9 protein-coding genes are annotated in these 18,561 nt (G+C 55.9%); 5 read left to right on the forward strand and 4 right to left on the reverse strand.

Translation table 11 applies throughout. From position 1 onward, the window contains the following. The 3 genes from prfB to infA form a co-directional block, all read right to left on the reverse strand. Positions 1 to 1,105 (reverse strand): peptide chain release factor 2 gene (gene prfB / locus ACFPDR_RS15690; protein ID WP_115635138.1). Its coding sequence is split into 2 segments (ribosomal slippage): positions 1 to 1,023 and positions 1,025 to 1,105, totalling 1,104 coding nucleotides; the frame shifts between segments, so codons are not numbered across the junction. Between the two features lie 111 nt (positions 1,106 to 1,216). Beyond that, the gene (locus ACFPDR_RS15695; protein ID WP_376911425.1) at positions 1,217 to 2,926 is read right to left on the reverse strand and encodes a methyl-accepting chemotaxis protein; all 1,710 of its coding nucleotides are present in this window, start codon (positions 2,924 to 2,926) and stop codon (positions 1,217 to 1,219) included. Positions 2,927 to 3,037: 111 nt separating this feature from the next. After that, positions 3,038 to 3,310: a translation initiation factor IF-1 gene (infA, locus tag ACFPDR_RS15700; RefSeq protein ID WP_009458008.1), complete on the reverse strand. Its 273-nt coding sequence runs from the start codon at positions 3,308 to 3,310 to the stop codon at positions 3,038 to 3,040. Positions 3,311 to 4,004: 694 nt separating this feature from the next. On the opposite strand from infA, the gene ACFPDR_RS15705 reads away from it, so the two are divergent. Further along, positions 4,005 to 4,916, forward strand: a complete 912-nt coding sequence (locus ACFPDR_RS15705) for a DMT family transporter (RefSeq protein WP_021446707.1) — start codon at positions 4,005 to 4,007, stop codon at positions 4,914 to 4,916. 120 nt (positions 4,917 to 5,036) lie between these two features. On the opposite strand, the gene ACFPDR_RS15710 is transcribed toward ACFPDR_RS15705, so the two are convergent. Beyond that, a complete protein-coding gene (locus ACFPDR_RS15710) occupies positions 5,037 to 5,969 on the reverse strand; it encodes a bile acid:sodium symporter family protein (RefSeq protein WP_376911427.1) in 933 nt (310 codons plus the stop codon). Between the two features lie 347 nt (positions 5,970 to 6,316). Between ACFPDR_RS15710 and ACFPDR_RS15715 the strand changes: the two genes are divergently transcribed. The 4 genes from ACFPDR_RS15715 (at position 6,317) to ACFPDR_RS15730 (ending at position 18,364) form a co-directional block, all read left to right on the forward strand. After that, a complete protein-coding gene (locus ACFPDR_RS15715) occupies positions 6,317 to 7,240 on the forward strand; it encodes a DMT family transporter (protein WP_060185972.1) in 924 nt (307 codons plus the stop codon). A 149-nt stretch (positions 7,241 to 7,389) separates the two neighbouring features. Further along, positions 7,390 to 9,093, forward strand: coding sequence for a ShlB/FhaC/HecB family hemolysin secretion/activation protein (locus ACFPDR_RS15720; protein ID WP_060185971.1), 1,704 nt, complete (start codon positions 7,390 to 7,392; stop codon positions 9,091 to 9,093). Between the two features lie 47 nt (positions 9,094 to 9,140). Continuing rightward, entirely contained in the window at positions 9,141 to 17,936 is an 8,796-nt protein-coding gene (locus tag ACFPDR_RS15725) for a hemagglutinin repeat-containing protein (RefSeq protein WP_239055491.1), read from the forward strand. Next, positions 17,933 to 18,364 (forward strand): hypothetical protein, encoded by a 432-nt coding sequence (locus tag ACFPDR_RS15730; RefSeq protein WP_060185969.1) that lies wholly within the window; start codon positions 17,933 to 17,935, stop codon positions 18,362 to 18,364. Before ACFPDR_RS15725 ends, ACFPDR_RS15730 begins: the two co-directional genes overlap by 4 nt. The last annotated feature ends 197 nt before the right edge of the window (positions 18,365 to 18,561 follow it).

An 18,561-nucleotide genomic window follows, 5' to 3' on the forward strand; every position in this document is an offset into this window, starting at 1 on the left:
TTAAATACCTTGTTTCAGGCTGGCTTGAATAAAGGCATCCAGGTCGCCATCCAGAATCTTCTGGGTATTGGAGCTTTCGTAGTTGGTACGCAAGTCCTTGATGCGGCTTTGGTCCAGCACGTAGGAACGGATCTGGTGACCCCAACCCACATCGCTCTTGGAGTCTTCCAGTTTCTGCTGCTCGGCCATGCGGTTGCGCATTTCCAGCTCGTACAGGCGGGACTTCAGCATTTGCATGGCTTCGGCACGGTTACGGTGCTGCGAGCGGTCGTTCTGACACTGCACCACAATGCCGCTGGGCTCGTGCGTAATACGAACGGCCGAGTCGGTTTTGTTAATGTGCTGACCACCGGCACCACTGGCGCGGTAAGTGTCGATACGCAAGTCGGCCGGGTTGATTTCGACTTCAAAGGAGTCGTCGATTTCCGGGTAGACGAACACGCTGGTGAAAGACGTGTGGCGGCCGTTGGAGGAGTCAAAGGGACTTTTGCGAACCAGACGGTGCACGCCGGTTTCAGTGCGCAGAAACCCGTAGGCGTAATCGCCTTCAATCTTGATGGAGGCCGATTTGATACCCGCCACGTCGCCGTCAGACTGTTCCAGGATCTCAGCCTTGAAGCCCTTGTGTTCGGCATAACGCACATACATGCGCAGCAGCATGGAGGCCCAGTCCTGGGCTTCGGTACCACCCGCACCGGCCTGAATATCCATAAAGCAATTCAGCGGGTCGGCAGGGTTGGAGAACATGCGGCGGAATTCCAGCTCTTCAATACGGCTGGCCATGGCGGCACAATCTTCTTCGATGGCGGCGATAGTGGCATCGTCATCGTCCATCGCGGCAAGCTCAAACAGGTCCTGCGAATCTTTCAAACCCGTGTGCAAGGCGTCCAGCACATGCACCACGTTTTCCAGACTTTTCTTTTCGCGGCCCAGATCCTGAGCGTGTTGAGGATCGTTCCAGACGTTGGGGTCCTCGAGTTCGGCATTGACTACGTGCAAACGATGAGCTTTATCATCGTAGTCAAAGATACCTCCGTAAGGCATTTTCCCGCTCCGAATAATCGGCAAGGCGGGCTTCCAGTTGATTAAGTCGTTCCGATTCCATGATTCAGCGGCTTTCCTATATTTGATGTGCCACCCACGCCAGCCAGCAAGGCGGCGCGCGGCAAACTTCCGATTTTACCCTTATCGGAGGTCTATGGCACGTATTGGCCGCTCAGGAACCGGACATTGTGCACGTGGCTGTGCGATAGGCGGGCACGGATCGGTAAGAAGGCTGCTTGGGGGCGGCGGGCAGGGCGGGAGCATCGGGCCCGGAAAGATCGCTATCCAGGCTGAAATGCGCCACCACCTGGGCCAGCAAAGTGGTTTGCTCCAGCTGCTCCTGAGCGGTGTGGGCGCTGTGTTCAAGCAGTTGGCGGTTGGACTGGCCTTGCTGGTCCAGGCGCGTCATGACCTGGTTCACGTAGTCGATATGCGTCGCCTGTTCCTGAGAGGCTTGGGCAATATCGGCCACAATGCTGCGCATTTCATTGACCTTGTGTTGTGTGTTGGCCATGACTTGCGCCATACCTCGGGCGGCAGCCGAGCTTTGCTCGGTTTGTTCGACTGAGCTGGAAATCAGGGTGGAAATCTGTTGCAAGGCATCGGTGGAGCGCAAAGCCAGGTTACGCACTTCGGCAGCAACAACCGCAAAGCCATGACCATGGACTCCGGCGCGGGCGGCTTCCACCGCGGCATTCAGGGCCAGGATATTGGTCTGGAAGGCAATGTTGCGGATCAGTTTGGTGATCTCGCTCATTTTGTTCGAGCTGTCGGCAATTGCGTCGATGGTATCGAGCAGGCTGTGTACAGCTTGATTGCCCCGGGCCACCTGGCTGGAGGTGTCTTGCGCCAGATGATCGGCGGTTTGGGCCTGCTCCGCGTTCTGGCGCACGGTGTCAGCCAGTTGATTCATGGCCTTGACGGTCTGATTCAGTTCGGCGGATTGATCCAGAATTTGCTCGCTCAGGTTTTGACTGCCCAGCACAATCGCATGCGAGCCGTCGCGTATCAGGCCGGTTTGTTCGCGGATCTGATGCACTACGGTTTGTACGCCCTGGCCGATGCCATTGAGTGCTGTAAGCAAGGTCCCGAACTCATCATGGCGACGCACGCTGAGCTGCGCATTGAGCTTGCCCTGGGCCAGTTCCTTGGCCAGATTAGCCCCTTGATCCAGCGGCTGCTTGATGGAGCGATACAAGAGGCGTAGAGCAATGGTGCTGGCCATGAAGAACAGGGCCAGTGCCGCTAATGCCAGGCTGAACGCACGGTCGCTGCTACGACCAGCCAGATCCAGGGAACTGTCCAGGCGCCCGCTGAACTGGTGCTCGAACTGATCCAGTGTGTTGGTGATCTGGGCGGAGGCTTGAATGTATTGCTGGCTGAACACCAGCACTTTGGCCATCAAGGCATTGGGCAGGGCAATGCGGATGGCGCCGTTACCATCTTCAAACTGGCCGCTGGCGGTTTGAATGGCTTCGGACTGAACCTGGCTGAGTGCCAGGGTCTGTTCATAAGCAGAGCGCAGCAGGTCCTGTTCAGCCGGCTCCAGCTCCAGATCCCTGAAGCGGTCCAGCATCGCCAGGGCGACGCCGTCCTGATCCGGCTGGACACCGGTAAACACCGCCAGGAGGTGGCGGAAGTTTTCCTGAAATTCGATCTGCTCGCTGGAGACAAACGCGATGGCCTGACGGCTGAGCAATTCGCTGATGCGTTTGAAGTCTTTGCTAAGCGCCGTCGTTTGATGGCGCTGGGCTTCCAGATGCTTGCGCTGTTCGATGCTGCTGCTCAAATGTTGCAGGGCAATCAGCATCAGGATTAGAAACAGGCTCAGAATTGCAAAATAGGCGATGAAGCCAGTTTTGAGCGTCAGTAGTTTTTTCAAGGCGACTCCCACAAGATGTGGGGTGCGCCCGAGCGCTGATGGCTCTTGTCGCACCCCTGTCAGGCGCGCCTATCTTTGCATCTAATTGTGACAGGGGTGTGGCGATATGTCTTAACGGCGGTGGGGAGTGCGACGAGGGGCAGAGGTCGGCGCGCCAATACGCTTGGGCAGGTGGCGGAAGATAATGCGACCTTTGCTCAGGTCGTAGGGCGACATTTCCAGGGTGACGCTGTCGCCAGCCAGAATACGGATGTGGTGCTTGCGCATTTTACCGCCGGTGTAGGCGATAACGGCGTGACCGTTGTCCAGGGTGACACGAAAGCGCGAGTCAGGCAGGATTTCGGTGACGGAACCTTGCATTTCAAGTAGCTCTTCTTTGGCCATAAATCGGGACTCCTTTAAAAATAATAATTCCCGTCTGGCCTTGCTGGGCGGGACGGGGACGGGCTTGGAAACAAGGCAGACCGACAAACCGGACAAGCGGTGTCTGGAGTCCAGCCTTGCACTAGGCCCATAAAAATCGGGGTGAATCTGTGTCTGTCAGGAATGGTTGGTTCCAGACAGGGTCAGGTGGATCAAATTGAAAACACGCCCGCCGTTCATAGGGGGATCCAGCCGGGGCAGACAAGGTCTGCCTACCTGAAAAACGGGCAAAAACACGAATACTTGCCAGGAACAGAGACCTGCATAACGACGCGGGGGACAGGCCCTTGCGGTTAAAGGTGCTGGTTGTGGTGCCAAGTAATGCACTTGGGGCGCTTGATCGGGTCAAGCTTTATTCCCAAAAGTGGGGGTGTTTCAAGGTCGATTTACCCTGGGTAGCTGCATCTGATGTTGCTAAAGTCAGACGAGCGTGGATGGGATGGGCCAATAAAATTCAATCAGCGCCATGACGTGACAATTGTATGATTATAAATAATATTTATGGATTGGTCAAAGATTGACCAGTTCTCATCGTCACAAGCAGGCAGGTAAAGGCGTAGAGGGCAGAGCATGCTTGCCTATATACTAGGCCAATCGTAACGGCGCAGAGTTGACCTGAGGAGGGATCACATGCGCCGTTGCCGTTTTTTAGGACATGCTTGTGAGCACTCAGAAACTGACCCCTGGCACGACGGCTTTACTGGTTTTACCCACGATCTTGTGGGCAAGTAATGCTATTGTGGGGCGCCTGATTCATGATCAGGTTCCGCCCATTACCCTGAATTTCTTCCGTTGGCTGGTAGCTTTCACCATTCTGCTTTTTGTAGGACGGCAAGTGCTGCGACGCGGCAGTAATTTGTGGACCAACTGGAAGCGCTACTCGATTCTGGGTTTGCTGGGCATAGGGATCTATAACGCTTTGCAATACCTGGCACTACAAAGCTCGTCCCCCATTAACGTGACTTTGGTCAACGCCAGCTTGCCGTTCTGGATGCTGGTCATTGGACGCCTGTTCTTCAAATCTACCGTCAATGGGCGTCAGTTGGTGGGGGGCTTGATGTCCTTGCTGGGTGTGGTGCTGGTGCTGACGCGTGCGGACTGGCAGGAGTTGATGGCCTTCCGTTTTGTGCCGGGTGATGTGTACATGGTGATTGCCACTATCGCCTGGGCGATCTATAGCTGGATGCTCAGTACGCGCCGCCATGAGGGTGCAATCGCGGAAACCTGGGCCACGGTAGTGATGGCACAAGTGTTTTTCGGTTTGATCTGGTCGGGTGCTTTTGCCGCCATGGAGTGGCAATTTACCGATTGGCATATCGACTGGTCCTGGGGATTGCTGCTGGCCATTTTGTACGTGGGCACTGGTCCGGCCTTGATCGCTTTGCGATGCTGGGGGGTGGCTGTCCAGCGAGTGGGCGCTGCCACTGCCGGTTTCTTCGTCAATCTGATGCCCGTATTTGCCGCCTTGATGTCGGTTTTTATTCTGGGCGATACCCCCAAGCTTTACCACGGAGCGGCTTTCTTGCTGATCGTAGGCGGGATTTATGTGTCTTCGCGTAAAAGCTGAGGCGTGAGCGGATGCGGGTGTCTTGCGACACGCTGGATGCAAAAAAAGGGACGCCCGGTAGAGCGTCCCTTTTTACTTTGTGGACTTTGGGTTCAAGTCCTTGCACATGGCTGCAGGTGTTTACTTGCCATCACCCATGCGACGGAAAATCGTCGCGACCAAAGGACCGGAAATATTGTGCCAGACGCTGAAAATAGCGCTGGGCACGGCGGCCAATGGCGAGAAGTGGGCGCTGGCCAGAGCCACGCCCAGGCCGGAGTTTTGCATACCCACTTCAATGGCCAGCGTCTTGCGCTGTGCCAAAGGCATGCCGGTCAGGCGTGCCAGCATATAGCCCAGGAAGTAGCCCAGCATGTTGTGCAGAACCACGACGGAGAACACCAGCAAACCGCTGGTCGCAATCTTGGACTGGTTACCTGCCACCACAGCAGCCACGATAGCCACAATGGCCACCACAGATACCAGGGGCAGGGCCGCCACACCGGCTTTGATCTTTTCACCCATCAGGGATTGCACAATAATGCCCAGGGCAATTGGCAGAATCACTACCTGAACAATGGACCAGAACATGGCCGAGGCGCTGACTTCCAGCCATTGGCTGGCCAGGAAGTAAATCAGGGCAGGGGTGACGATAGGAGCCAGCAAGGTGGTGACCGACGTAATGGCAACCGACAGGGCCAGGTCGCCACGGGCCAGAAAAGTCATCACGTTCGACGAGGTGCCACCGGGGCAGCAGCCCACCAGAATCACGCCAATGGCCAATTCGGGTGGCAGGGAAAAGGCGTAGGTCAGAAACCAGGCCAGACCGGGCATGATGATGAATTGTCCCAATACACCAATAGCCACACGGCCAGGGCGTACAAACACCTCCGCAAAGTCCTGGCGCGACAAGGTCAGTCCCATACCGAACATGATGATGCCCAGAAGTGGAACAATATAAGCGCCTAACCAGCGGTAGTGGTCGGGAAAGTAATAGGCCAGAACGGCAAACAGTAGAACCCAGATGGCAAAGGTATTGCCAACAAAACGGCTCAGGCGGGCGATAGCCTGCATGATGAAATATCCTTCAAGGAGCACGGCTGGCCGGTGGGCCGGCGCGGTGCGGATTAGTCTGTTACGGGGAGCAGCATGGGTCGGGCCGGGTGTAGGGCCGTCCATCGCAGACCTGCTTAAGGGCTGGCGACGCGACTTTCCGATGGGGTGGGATAAAGCGCTGGCAACACGGGGCCGTACGGGCAGATCTGGGTAAGGTCAGGGGTACAGGCGGTGGTGAGCGAAACGGACAACATGGCAGGCCATGTTTTTTATCCTGGAAGGCCGAGCTCGGGCGTATTGTAGACCTTGGCCGCCGTGGTATTTTGATTAGTTGCCTTGCAAATGTGTGTATTAGGAGAGGGTGGGTGAATAGAGCGGGATCACGTCTGGCGGCATACGCCTGTTTGGCCTTGTCCATGTCTTTGGTGGGCAGTTATATCGCCTTGACACGGCCTTTGGTGGCGGCGCTGCCGGTGTTTCTGTTGGCCTGGCTGCGCTTTGGTATTGGCGGGATAGCCATGCTGCGCTGGCTACGTAAACCAGCGACTGAACCCGTGCTGGACCTGCGTACCCGTGGCCTGATTTTTCTGGAATCCTTTTTGGGCAATTTCCTGTTCACGCTGTGCATGGTGACGGGCATCAGCATGACCAGTGCGGTATCTGCAGGCGTCATTTTGTCTGCCATCCCCGGCATGGTGGCTTTGTTCAGTTGGTACTTCCTGAAAGAAAGCATAGGGCCGCGCACCTGGGTGTCACTGGCCCTGGGGATGGGCGGGATTGCCTTATTGGCCTTGGTACAGGCGGATGATCACGGTGTGGGTCAACTGGACCCAGGAAAAATGTGGCTGGGCAATGCGCTGATCTTTTGTGCCGTCCTGTGCGAGTCGGCTTATGCGGTCATAGGCAAGCGCCTGACCGCCGTGCTTAGTCCCAAGCGCATCAGCGCGATTATCAATCTGTGTAGCCTGGTGCTGATTACGCCCCTAGGTTTATACGCCGCCTGGGATTTCGATTTCACGGCACCGGCAGGCTGGATCTGGCCTTTGCTGGTGTTTTATTCCTTGGCTGCAAGTGTCTGGACGGTCTGGCTGTGGATGACGGGAGTGCGTTCCGTACCTGCTTCGCAAGCCGCGGTGTTTATGGTCTTGATGCCCCTGGGCACCGCAGCAGTAGGTGTGCTGGTGCTGGGTGAGAGCTTTACGACCGTGCATATTTACGCCTTCATCCTGGCCTTGGCGGGTTTGCTGTTGGCGACGTTGCCGCAGCGTTCAGGAGCCAAATCGCCCTGACTTATACCCACACAACTTGTCCGCATCCGTAAATGGTTCTACAAAGTATTACTGCTGTGCTCACCCTTTGTTTACTTGGGTATCATTAGTCCCGCCAGTTTATAGGTATTAGAAAAAACTATTGATGCTTACGCAAAAGGATATAGGTGATGAGGGGCACGGTTTGGCCCAAGAGGTGGCCTTTGTTGGTTTTGTTTGCACCGTTTATTCCTGCATTGGCGCAGACACAAAATGGTATGGCGCAGGAATTGCTGCGGCAGCAGGAACGGGAACGTATCCTGCGTGAACAGCAAGAAACCTTGCCCGATGTGCGTTTGCCGCCTGTGCAGACCCCTGCTCCTGAGCAATTGCCTGATAAGGAAAGTCCTTGCTTTCCTATTTCACAAATACGGTTGGAGGGGGACCAGTCCCCGCGTTTTACCTGGGCCTTGAGGGCAGCCGACCCGGCCCATGATCCCGCTACGGGGCGTTGCCTGGGTACGGACGGGATCAACGTGGTGATGGCCCGTATTCAGAATGCGATTATCGCGCGTGGTTATGTCACAACGCGTGTGTTGGCGCCTGCACAAGATTTGCGTGCGGGCCAACTGACCTTAACGCTGGTTCCAGGTCGTGTGCGTGACGTACGTTTTACCGAAGAAACATCCTTGAAGGCGACAGCCTGGAACGCGGTTCCTATCCGACGGGGCGATTTACTGAATTTGCGCGATATTGAACAGGCTTTGGAGAATTTCAAGCGTGTTCCCACCGTAGAGGCAGATATTCAGATTGTTCCCGCTGAAGGCGACGATGCCCGGCCTGGCGACAGTGATCTATTAATCGCATGGCAGCAACGCTCGCCGCCGATCCGTTTATCGGCCCATTTAGATGACTCTGGCAGTAAGTCAACAGGCAAGCTGCAAGGGGGCGTGACCGTCTCGCTGGATGACCTGTTGATGCTGAACGACTTGTTTTACGTCAACCTTAACTACGACCTGTTCAGCAGCCGTGGCAAAGGTAACCGGGCACAGACCTTTCATTACAGTGTGCCCTATGGTTACTGGACGCTGGGCGCGACCATCAGTAGCTATAAATATCATCAAACGATTGCGGGCTACAACCAAGGCTATGTGTACAGCGGCACCAGTGACAATGCAGAGTTACGCTTGTCACGTTTGGTTTACCGTGACGCAACACGAAAAACAGCCTTGTTTGGCCGAGCCTGGACACGTCGCTCGAGTAACTTTATTGACGATGTGGAAATCGAGGTCCAGAACCGTCGCACGGGTGGCTGGGAGCTGGGGGTGACCCATCGTGAGTATTTGGGTAACAGTACCTTGGATGCGAGTGTGGCTTATCGCCGTGGCACGGGAGCCTTTAAAGCGAAAAGTGCGCCTGAGGAGCCCTTCGGAGAAGGCACCTCACGGATGAAGTTGATTACTGCCGATGTGCAGTTGATGGCGCCGTTCTCGCTGGGAACTCAGCGCGCCCGCTACATCAGTAGTTGGCGAGCGCAATGGAATCGTACGCCTCTGGTCCCGCAGGATCGCTTCTCTATTGGCGGCCGTTACTCGGTGCGTGGCTTTGATGGTGAGCTGATGCTCATGGGTGAGCGCGGTTGGGTCTGGCGCAATGAAATCGGTGTAGCGGTTGGTGCCGGCCAGGAACTGTACTTGGGTGCCGACTATGGTCATGTAGGTGGGCCATCCACACGCTGGCTTCAGGGACGCAACTTAGCGGGTTCCGTGATTGGGCTGCGAGGAGGGGCCAAGGGGTTTTACTGGGATCTGTACGCCGGTGTGCCTCTTCATAAGCCTGAAGGATTCAAGACCGATTCGGTCACGACGGGCTTTACCCTGAGCTGGTCCTACTGAACTGAACTTTTCTTTCTTATTTCGCGCCAGATCCAGAGTGTGATGATATGAACAAGAATTTATATCGTATTGTTTTTAACCGTACGTTGGGCTTATTCCAGGTTGTAGCGGAAATTGTGCGCCGCAATGGACCCGGTGGGCGTGCTGGTACGAGCACCACCGCGCATAGTCGCTTCCTGGCCGTTGTCAATCCTGTCTACTTTGCCTTGGCGATGGCACTTGGTCAGGTTTTTATGGTGCCGGTAGCCCATGCTCAGCTTGTAGCCGATCCGAATGCTCCGGGCAATCAGCAGCCAACGGTGCTGGAAGCAGCCAATGGGGTGCCGTTGGTTAACATCCAAACGCCTAGCGCTGCGGGTGTCTCGCGCAATACTTATCAGCAGTTTGATGTCGATACGCAAGGTGCGATTCTTAACAATTCCCGTACAAGTGTGCAGTCCCAATTGGGAGGCTGGGTGCAAGGCAACCCCTGGCTGGCGCAAGGGACGGCGCGCGTTATCTTAAATGAGGTCAACTCCAACGATCCCAGCCTGTTGCGGGGCTATGTGGAAGTGGCGGGTGATCGTGCGCAACTGATCATTGCCAACCCTGCGGGTATCTCGTGTGATGGTTGTGGTTTTATCAATGCTGACCGTAGCACGCTGACCACCGGCAAACCGATTATCAATGGTGGGGCGCTGGAGGGCTACCGTGTGCAAGGCGGCAGCATTTCGGTTTTGGGTCAAGGTTTGGATGCCAGTGCCGCTGACTATACGGATTTAATCGCCCGCTCGGTGCAAGTCAATGCAGGCATCTGGGCACAGCAATTACAGGTCACTACGGGTGCCAATGAAGTCAGTGCCGACCACAGCAAGGTGCAAGCCGTCGATACCGATAGCGGGGCGCCTGCATTTGCCTTGGATGTCGGCGCCTTGGGGGGCATGTACAGCCAGAAAATTGTTCTCGTGGGGACCGAGCGTGGGGTCGGGGTGCGTAACGCTGGTGCGATTGGTGCTCATGTGGGGCAGGTGGTGGTGACTGCCGATGGTCGTTTGGAAAATAGTGGCACGATACAGGCCAAGGCAGATACGCAGATACAGGCAAATGATGGCCTGGCAAACACCGGCGTCATTAGTGCGGGCCGTGAGCTGTCCATAGACAGTGTCAAGGATATTGATAACCGCCAGGGGACGCTGAACGCGCGGCGGGTGGCGATTAAAGCCCAGTCTTTGGATAATCAGGCAGGCACCATTGAGCAGGCTGGAACCCAGAGTTTGTCATTGTCAGCCGCTCAAATCAGCAACCGGGAGGGCGGTCGTATTGGTTTGATTGCTCAGGACTCATCGTCAGGAGAGCCCCCTCCTTCGGGGACCGGTGTGGATGGGGAAACGGGCGGTACGGGCGCTAATCCGGCGCCGGGCACTGGCCAGGAAGGCACGGGCGTTGGTAGCGTTGCGCCGCTGGAGCCGGGACAGCTTGATATTGCGACTAGCTTGGACAATACGGGTGGCCGTATTGTGGCTGGTGGCAATATCAATATGCTTGCCAAAGCGGGGCTGAATAATGATGGGGGACACCTGGGCCTAGGGCGGCTTGAGGTTAGCGGCGGCGACTTGAGTAACCGTCAGGGGGAAATCAAGCTTGCCGATCAGGCCCAAATTGCCGTCGGGCAGTTCCGTAATGACAAGGGCCTGTTGCAATCGGCCGGTTCGCTTGATCTGAGCGCACAGGAACTGTCCAATCGTGGCGGCCAGCTTGTCGCTACAGGCGATCAATCGACTCGTGTGCAGGTGGTGGGCACACTTGATAACCGTGACGGGGGAAAACTGGCCAGTAATGCTGATCTGAACATTCGAGCCGGTGTCTTGGAAAACAAGGAAGGTGAGGTTTTGCACGCAGGCAGTGGGCACCTTGACCTGTATGCCGCCAACTTGCAGGGGCAGCAAGGCCATATTGCCAGTAATGGCACCTTGAATCTTCGCGGTACAACGACAGACTTGCAACAGGCCACGACGCAGGCACAGACAATCAGCGTTGAGACTGGCACGCTCAATACCGCCAGAGGCACTTTGCTGGCCACGGGCGGGGATGCCCTGGTACTGAAGGCGCAGGACTCAATCGATAACCGTGACGGAATGATCATCGGCAATGGTCACGTGCAAGTGCAAGCGGGCGCGCTTCACAACCAGGGCGGTACGGTATCGTCCGCACAGACATTGAGCATGGATGTTCAAGAGTCGCTCAATAATCAAGGTGGCAAGGTATTGGGTGTGGCCGATGTGTTTATTGACGCCGGAACCGTCGATAACCGTGAAGGCGGTCTGCTTGTGTCCACGGACGGTGGCATGGAGGTACGGACACAGGGCCGTACCGAGAACGCCAACGGCATAGTACAAGGTGCTGCGGCTACCCGCCTGATGAATGCTGGGTTGGGCAATGCGGGGGGCATCGTGCTGGGCTCTCGTGTTGATGTTCATACCCAAGGGGCCTCGCTGGACAATGCCGGCGGCACCATTGCTAGCACGGATGGCACGTTGAATCTGGACAGTGGAGCATTGAATAATGCCGGCGGCTTGCTGCAATCGAACAAAGCGTTGCGTCTGGATACCCATGGGCAGGAACTGATCAACACAGGCTCGGGCAGTGCGGGCGGGATCGTGAGCGGCCAGGCCCTGACGCTGACCAGTGCGAATGTGGATAACCGTGAAGGGGTGATCTACAGCCAAGGTGATGCCAATCTGGAGCTGTCGGGCGTGGCGAACAATAGGGCTGGGCTGATAGCGGCAGGTAAGGCGCTACACCTTCAAGCGGAGCAGATTCTTAATCAGCATACTCAAGGCACAGATGCCAGCCCCTCTCGGGGCATACAAGGCAAACAGGTCACGTTGACGGCGGGTCATGTTGATAACACCAAGGGTGCGTTGGCTGCGGATGACTCCCTGGTGATTCGTGGAAGCGGTACGGCCAGTGTGGTGGATAACACGGCAGGCCAGTTGTATTCGGATGGCCGTATTGAACTGGCTGCCCATCGGGTGCTTAACCAGTCAGGTACGATGCTTGCCGGCCAATCCTTAGCGCTTGCCGCAGACACGGTAGGAGGTGATGGCAGCCTGCATTCAAAAGGCGATCTGAGCCTGTCTGTTCAGCAGAATTTCACTAACCTGAATGATATTCGGGCTAACGGCCAAGCAGTGATTCACTCGGCTGCACAGTTGAACAATCAGGGCGTGATTCAGGCGGGTACGCTTGAACTGCGTGGCGAACACGTCAATAACACGGTTACGGGGGAGATCAGCGGGGGGCGCACCACCGTTGTTGCCAAGGGAACGTTAAGTAATCGTGGCCTTATCGATGGCGCTCGAACTCATATTGATGTGGGCACGCTGGATAATGCGGGTACGGGTCGCCTATATGGGGATCATCTAAGCATTCAGGCCGATACTGTTAATAACCGGGAAGAGGGTGATCGTGCTGCTGTCATCGCCGCACGAGAGCGCTTGGACATCGGTGCCAAGCTTATTAATAATCGGGAGCAAGCGCTGATATTCAGTGCTGGCCCAGGTGCTGATGCTCTTAATGTCGGTGGTGCACTGGATGGGCAGGGGCAGGCGACCGGTCGCGCGGACCTGGTTCTGAATGACAGCGCCGTCATCGAATCTTTGGGTGGCATAAGCATCGATGCCAACCGTTTGCTCAATCGCAATCTGCATTTCAATACCGAATTGGTCCGGGTAGGTGAACCGACACAGCATACTTATATTCAGCCCTCGGGGGATCCGAACAAGCATGATATCAGTGAGTATCGGTGGGAAGGCTGGAGCCGCGCTGGACGCTATCGTCACCGGGAAACGGGTGCCGAGGTGCGCAACTGGACTCAGTATGAGATTACCCGCAGCGAATATGAAACCCAGGTGACCGAAAGTGCTCCATCCCTGATTCGCGCCGGTGGTAATCTCACTTTACATGGCAATGAGCTGCTGAACGACAAGAGTCAGATCATTGCTGGTGGCGTTCTTCAGGGTGATTTGGATAAGCTAAAGAATGAAGCGGTCTTTGGGCAGCATGTCATTCGCCAGGCTGGAACCAGCCAATACACCTACAGCCGGTGGCGGGGTGGTTTCAAGCGTTATCACCAGCGCAAATGGCATTCGAAAATTGCCTATAACCCGGCTGATAGCGTCACTACATTCAGCCTGGATGTATCTAAGCTTATCGAGAATGCGGCGGGACAAGGCAGTGGCTTTGCCATTGATGATCGACAGACGGCTCAGGTGGGGGGGCAACTGGAGCGCAATGGCGCCGTGGAGCGCAAGCCAATAAGTGAAGTTCAGGCTCAGGCCCCTGGCTTCAATGGTGATACGCTCGAGCACATCCGGATGGTTCAGGTCGATACCGAGATCCCCACTAACAGTTTGTTCCGCACCAGCCCCGATGCTGGTACTTATCTGGTTGAGGCCGACCCGCGATTTACCGACTATCGCCAATGGCTCAGCTCGGATTATATGTTGACCCGGCTTGGCTATGATCCTGTCACGATGCTCAAGCGTCTGGGCGATGGGTTTTATGAGCAAAAGCTGGTTCGTGACCAGATCAATCAATTAACGGGACGCCGTTTTTTGGAAGGCTACGTCAATGATGAGGAGCAGTATCGTGCTTTGCTGGAGGCGGGCAGCTCCTATGCCAAGAAATGGAATTTGCGCCCTGGAGTCGCGCTCAGTACAGAGCAAATGGCTCAACTGACCAGCGATATGGTTTGGCTGGTCGAGCGTGATGTCACCTTACCGGATGGCAGCAAGGCCCGTGCTTTAGTGCCGCAAGTCTATGTTCGCGTCAGACCGGATGATCTTGATGGGAGCGGCACCTTAGTGGCGGCCAACGCGATCGATCTTGCTATCAAGGATGATGTGCTTAATTCCGGAATGATTGCCGGGCGTACAGCCGTCCGGATCACGGGACAGAACCTGCGTAATCTGGGAGGGCGTATTGCCAGTGACGCAGTGGTCCTTAGTGCCCGTGAGGATATTGACAATGTGGGTGGCACGATCCAGGCCAAGAGCGCCTTGCTGCTTGATGCCGGACGCGACCTTAACGTGGTCAGCACGACCCACAGTGATGTCAAGCAGGCAGGGAAAAGTGACTTTAGCCGGACCAACCTAGACCGGGTGGCGAGCCTTTACGTGACCAATTCTGATGGCATTCTGTTGGCGGCAGCCGGTCGTGACCTCACACTGAATGCAGCACAAGTGATCAATAGCGGCAAGGACGGCCAGACTGCGCTGGTGGCCGGTCGTGATGTCAGTCTGGGGACCGTCGCCATTGCAGAACAAGAGAATAATGTTCTTGATGCCAACAACTACCTGAAGCAAGGTTATGAGCGGGAGGTAGGCACCAGTATCACGACCGCGGGGGACGTACGGGTACAAGCAGGTCGAGACTTGACAGCGCTTGCCGCGACCGTGACCAGTGAGCAAGGCGCTGTGGTCGCTGTTGCGCAAGGCGAGGCCCAGATTTTGGCCGGACAAGATAGTCGTAACTGGAGTGAAGGCCGGCAAATCAAAAGTCGTGGTCTGCTCAGTTCCAAGAAAATGACCACCCGCGACAGTCTGGAGGAAACAACGGCCGTATCCAGTACCTTCAGTGGTAAGACCGTGGCTGTGCAAGGGGAAAATGTCACGGTCACTGGCAGCAATCTGGTGTCTGATGCGGGTACCGTTATTGCGGCCCGCAATGATCTGACCATTCAGGCCGCAACAGATACCAAGCAGGAAAGCCATTTCAAGCGGGTCGACAAATCCGGTTTCATGACTGGCGGCGGTTTGAGTTTCACGATTGGCAAGCAGATGCAAAGTGCTGACCAACAGGATGCCAGCACACGGGCAGCGGCCTCGACAATCGGCTCGACGGATGGGGATGTCATGTTGGCAGCGGGTAATCGCTATCAGCAGACAGGTAGCCATGTTCTGGCACCCAAAGGCGATATCGACATTCATGCTAAGCGGGTGGATATTCTTGAGGCTCGTGAAACCGGCATAAACATTCAGGAAAGTAAGTTTCGCCAGTCGGGCCTGACAGTGGCTTTGACCTCGCCGGTCATTTCCGCTATTCAGACAGGTCAGCAGATGAAGCGGGCCTCCAGCGATACCTCTGATACCCGAATGAAAGCCTTAGCGGCCGCCACGACGGGGCTGGCGGCCGTCAATGCCTACGATGCGGTCAGCGCTGACCCTACAACGGCCGGGGGGATCAACCTCTCGATTACGGTCGGTTCCAGTAAAAGCGACAGTAAGTCCAAGACCTCCTACGACACAGCCGCCGACTCTACGGTGGCAGCAGGTGGAAATGTCCGTATTAGTGCGACGGGTGCGGGCCAGGATTCCGACCTGACGGCGCGTGGCAGTACGGTCAGCGCAGGGGGCGATGTTCATCTGAAGGCTGATGGCGACATCAACTTGCTGGCGGCAGAAAACACGGTCCAGACTGACCGCAGCAGCAGTAGTTCCAGTGCTGGCGTGGGGGTGGCCGTTTCCTTGGGGTCCAATGGGATTGGCTTTGGTGTGACGGCTAACGCCAGTCGTGGCAAGGGCAAAGGCGAGGGTAAAGACCTGACCTGGAGTCATAGCTATGTCACCGCGGGAGACCGTCTGGTGCTGGAGTCCGGCGGTGATACGAATCTGCGCGGCGCGGTAGCCCGTGGTCAGCAAGTGGTGGCGGATGTGGGGGGCGATCTCAATATAGAGAGCCTGCAAGATACGAGCCGCTTTACCAGCAAGGACAGTAATGTTGGTGGCAGCGTGATGGTAGGAGTCGGTTTTTCGGCCAGTGCCAACGTTGGCAAGCAGAAGATCAATAGTGATTACGCCAGCGTTCACGAGCAGTCTCGTATTGAGGCTGGGGATGCGGGCTTCCAAATCACGGTCAAAGGGAATACGGACCTGAAAGGGGCCGTCATCACCGCTTCAGAGCAAGCCGTCAAGGACGGGCTTAACACCTTGACGACGGGTACGCTGACCGCAAGCGATATAGACAATTACGCCCATTACAAAGCCAGCAGTATGAGTCTGGGGGTTGGGTATAGTTCAGGCGGCAGTGATACCTCATCGGGTGTAGGTACGGACCAGCAAGGCCAAGCTGCCACGGGCGAGCAGGTGCCTGGCACCACCTTGCCCAACACGGGCGGCTTTAGCGCCAGCCCGCCAATGGTCATGGCGGCCAGCGGCAAGAGCAGCAGCACCACGTATAGCGGCATTAGTGGCGCCCAAATCACGATTACGGATCAAGCTAAACAACAGCTTCTCACCGGGGAAACACTGGATGAGCGTCTGGCCAGTTTGAACCGTGACGTATTGACGGGCCAGGACGGCAGCAATGCCCTCAAGCCGATTTTCAACGAGCGAGAAATCCAGGCGGGCTTTGAGATTGTCGGAGCGTTGCAACGCGAGACCGGCGTATTCCTGAATAATCGGGCCAACGAAGCCACTGCCGCTAAGAAGGCATTGGATCGTGAACGAAGCAAACCGGAAGGTGAGCGTGATCCTGCACGTTTGGCAGCGCTTGAGCAACAGCTAAAAGCCACGGCAATCTGGGCCCCGGGTGGTACGGGTCGTCAGGTGTTAACGGCCTTGGCGGCAGCTGCGGGCGGCAACGTGACTGGTGCTTCATCCCAGTTTGCCCAGAATCTGGTGGTCAATTACCTGCAACAGCAAGGGGCAGGGTATATCGGCGGCTTAGTTAAAGACGGCACACTGACCGAAGGCAGTGCCTTGCATGCCGCCTTGCACGGTGTGCTGGCGTGTGCGGGAGCGGCGGCCAGTAATCAAGGTTGTGCCGACGGTGCGTTAGGCGCTGCAAGCAGTAGCTTGTTGACCAATTTGTTCTTGGATCAACCGGGAGAGACGGCGCAGGCAAAAGAAGCGAAGCGCAATCTGATTGCAACGCTGGTGGCCGGCATCAGTGCGACCGGTGGCCTGGAGGCGGCTACCGCCACCAACAGCGCTATTGCTGCCCTTGATAACAACTATCTGACGCAATCGGCTGTCGATAAAGTGAAAGCCTGCCTGAGCGGCAAGACCTGCTCGTCCGAGGAGCAAAAGAGGGTCAGTAAGGAAGAGGCTGAACGTCTCAGTCAGTTGCTTGATCGAGAAATGAATGCGCTGTGCGCGGCCAATCCGGTGGGGGATGCATGTCGTACTGCGGTCAATACGGCTACGCAGTACATAGCCATGCAAGATGCCTGGGCCTTATTGAATGGAGACGTGACCCGTTCGTCCAAAAACACCTTTGATTATGTCTACAACAGCCTCGGGGCCGAATCACGCTTTGCGCTGTACTACAACACCATTGATAACCGGGCGGACTTCTTTGGTGCATCGGACCGCTATGAGCAACATGTCGGTTCGGGGGCGAAGTGGTATGGGGGTGCGGAAGATGTATCGCGTGCAGCCTTAACAGGCCTGGGTGCGGACGGAAAGGGTTCAGGATATTCATTCCTGTTCGGTTCGCTTCTCGCGGGGGTAAATGCAGACACAATTTATGATTGGAGGCAAGAAGCTGGTAATTCGCTAATGAGCGCCGGGTTCTCAAATTTCAAGGACTTGTATAACCAAGATCTTGACCCAGTGCAGTGGGATATCAATCAACTACGAAGTGAACAACAAACCTTGCAGCCTATCCATCAAAAATACTTGAAGGACCGCGTAGTGTTTACATGGGTATCTAAAACGATGACCAATAGTGATGGTCTGGGCGCAATACTGCCAGATAGACAAACCGCACCCGGCGGGATCGATATTCTGGACTATAACTCGCGGATAAATTACGGATGTAAGCTGCTAGGTTATAGCCAGGAACAGGGGTGCAAACCATGAGTCCATACCCACGCTGGCGTGTATTTTTGAGTTTCTTGCTTTGTCCCGTGCTGGCCGGCCCATTTATTGGGGTGTGGCTGGCCTTGTCGGGGTCACAGCCCGGGGATGAGGCATGGGTGGTACTGGTAGGCAGTATGGCAGGTGCTTTGCTGGCCGCACTCAATGCGCTTGTTTTCTATGGTGTTCCAGCGCTGCTATTAGCCTTGCTCTATAGCGTAGTGAAACCTACAAAAACAGGGCTTAGTGTCTTATTGATTACCATTCTGGGGGCGCTGACTGCGTTGTTTTGGAATATGTTTGTGTTTCCCGGTCTTAAGGATTGGGCGAGCGCGTTGTTGGGGGGGGGCACGTCACTATTCATGGCCCTATGGGCCTTACCTAAGCAGTCCCCAAATTCGCACCTGAAAGGCACGATGTCGGACACGTAGCACAGCCTGGGGACGTAAGTGACATAACCTAGGCATGCTGAGCTTGTGTTATGAACTCTTCAACTAAGGTGGAGGCTAGTACATATAGCCTCCACCTACGCGTTTCTACTCAGAGGATTTTTCTTTGCAAGTTTCACGGCAAGGAAAAGGGCTTGAGCATCAGTGGCAATTTGCAATAGGTGATAAGCACTGAGTTT

Source organism: Alcaligenes sp. GCM10023179 (genome assembly GCF_042653705.1).
Lineage (GTDB): Bacteria > Pseudomonadota > Gammaproteobacteria > Burkholderiales > Burkholderiaceae_B > Alcaligenes > Alcaligenes phenolicus.